2 protein-coding genes are annotated in these 2215 nt (G+C 62.4%); both read left to right on the top strand.

Annotated elements, in window-relative coordinates; translation table 11 throughout:
• Positions 1–130 precede the first annotated feature (130 nt).
• On the top strand, positions 131–1342 hold the full coding sequence (locus ACRXB1_RS34935) for an amidase (protein ID WP_449494641.1): 1212 nt from the start codon (positions 131–133) through the stop codon (positions 1340–1342).
• A gap of 40 nt (positions 1343–1382) precedes the next feature.
• Positions 1383–2132, top strand: coding sequence for a DeoR/GlpR family DNA-binding transcription regulator (locus tag ACRXB1_RS34930; RefSeq protein WP_062003010.1), 750 nt, complete (start codon positions 1383–1385; stop codon positions 2130–2132).
• Positions 2133–2215: the final 83 nt, after the last annotated feature.

Genomic DNA, 2215 nt, shown 5'->3' with positions numbered 1-2215 from the left:
ATAGGCTTTGCTCACTACGCGAGCGTGATGATTCCCGTAGACATCGTCGCGGTCGCCGTCACGCTAGCCATGCTGCTATTTTATTTTCGCCGCGACATCCCCACCACCTACGACGTTGCCGAGCTCATTGATGCCGTCCACGGACTCTCCGGTCGTGGCTCGCATGCGTGCGGCGGGTTGCGTGATTCTCGGCAAGACGAACGTACCCGTGCTCAGCGCCACAGGTTCGCATGCAAACGATAGCTGGGCGGGTCCCACGCTCAACGCGGTCGATGTATCGTTCATGCCTGGAGGCAGCAGCGCAGGCACGGCGACGGCGGTCGGTGCGAGCATGGCCGTTCTTGGTCTCGCGGAGGAAACGGGCGGTTCGATCCAGAACCCGGCATCGGCGCAGGCGCTGGTCGGTATCAAACCAACCTTCGCGCTCGTTCCCAACGCAGGCGTGATGCCGCTTGCAGGCAGCACGCGCGACGTGGTCGGCCCTATCGCCCGTTGCGTGCGCGACGCGGCGCTGACGCTCGACGCACTCGCGGGTTTTTCCGAAGAGGACCTGAAGACCGTGGCCGGTGTCGGCATGAAGCCGCCGGGTGGTTACGCGGCGGGCTTGCGTGACGACGCGCTCAAGGGCAAGCGGCTGGGACTTTACGGTCCGGGCTGGCGTGACCGGGCGTTATCGGAAGAAACGATTGCGCTTTATGAACGCGCACAGAAAGAGCTCGAAGCACGCGGCGCGATCCTGGTTGCAGACCCTTTCGCCGGCAGCGGTTTCGCAGCGCTCGGCAAGCCTGCGCCGGGATCGGATCACTTCGATGCACGCGGCATGGAAAGCCTTCCGTACGACATGCAGAAGTATCTCGAGCGTCTCGGTCCCGGCAACACGATCAAGACATGGACGGATTTCGTCCATGCGACCCGCGCGGAAGATCCGTTCGGGCCCGGGGGCGTGCTGACCTACATGTCGACGCTGCCCGACATGGAAGCGAACCTGCAAGACGCAGCAGCGCCGCCGGTGATCGGCGCGTTCTATGCGCTGCGCGAAACCTATCTGTCGATCTTCGAAGACGTCATGACGAAGCATGCGCTCGACGGTCTCGTGTTCCCGCAATTGCGCGACCCGTTGCCGCCGCGGGAGGGCACCGAAACGCTGCACGAAACGACGGTGTGCGAGATCAATATCGCAGGCTTGCCGGGCGTCACGTTGCCGGCCGGATATTACGAATCGGGCTCGCCGTTCAACCTGATTTTCGTCGGCCGCCGATGGAGCGAGCCGGCGCTGCTCGCGATGGCATACGATTACGAAACTGCCGGAGGTCATCGGCGAACGCCCGTCCTTCAGGATTGAGGACGGCTGCCATCGTAGAAGAGCAAGAACAGAACAATTCATGTCCGAGCATAGATATCAGGAGATTTTGACCCGGCTTCGCGACAACGGGCGCGTCTCGGTGACGCCCCTTGCCAAGCTCTTGAGCGTGTCGGAGGAAACCATCCGCCGCGACCTCAAGGAGCTCGAGCAAAGCGGCATGTTGCGGCGCATCTACGGCGGCGCCGTCCCGCCGCGGCTGGATGTCGAACGTCCCGTCACGGAGCGGGGCAAGGTCAACGTGCGCGGCAAGGCGCGTGTTGCGGAACTGGCGGTGCCGCTGGTGGAGGACGGCATGTCGCTGTTCATCGATTCAGGAACGACCACCGTTGCATTTGCCCGACGGCTGATCGGACGCAACGTGACGGTGACGACGAACTCCATCGATATTGCACTGCTGCTCGGCACGAGCGTCACCCGCGTGAACTTGACGCCGGGCATGCTGCGCGGCAAGGACAACGCGCTGGTCGGCTACGAGACGCTGTCTTACGCGCGACGTTTTTTCTACGATGCCGCGTTCATGGGAATCGCTGCCTGCGACCTGAAACATGGCTGGATGGATTATGAAGAACACGAATCAAACCTGCGCGGTGTGCTGAAGTTGCAGACGCGCTTGTCGGTGATCCTCGCCGACATCGACAAATTCGGACGCGAAGCGTACCTCAACACTTTTCCGATCACGGAAAAAGTAACGGTGGTCTGCGACCGCGCGCCACCCGCTCCATTCAAGGACATATTTGCTGAGCATGACATCGAACTCATCCATCCCTGATGCATCCGAGACCGGCAAGCTGGCGAGCCTGCTCGCCCAGTTTGCGCAGTTCGGCGGCCTTGCGACCGGTGGCGTGACGCGCC

Source organism: Caballeronia sp. M23-90 (assembly GCF_053574605.1).
Note: the sequence above shows the minus strand (reverse complement) of the source record. Positions and strands in the feature narration are given on the sequence as shown.

Excerpts from the sequence above, each read along its gene's own strand:
- ACRXB1_RS34935 (WP_449494641.1), top strand. The coding sequence starts at position 131 with ATGCCGTCCACGGACTCTCCGGTCGTGGCTCGCATGCGTGCGGCGGGT.
- ACRXB1_RS34930 (WP_062003010.1), top strand. The coding sequence starts at position 1,383 with ATGTCCGAGCATAGATATCAGGAGATTTTGACCCGGCTTCGCGACAAC.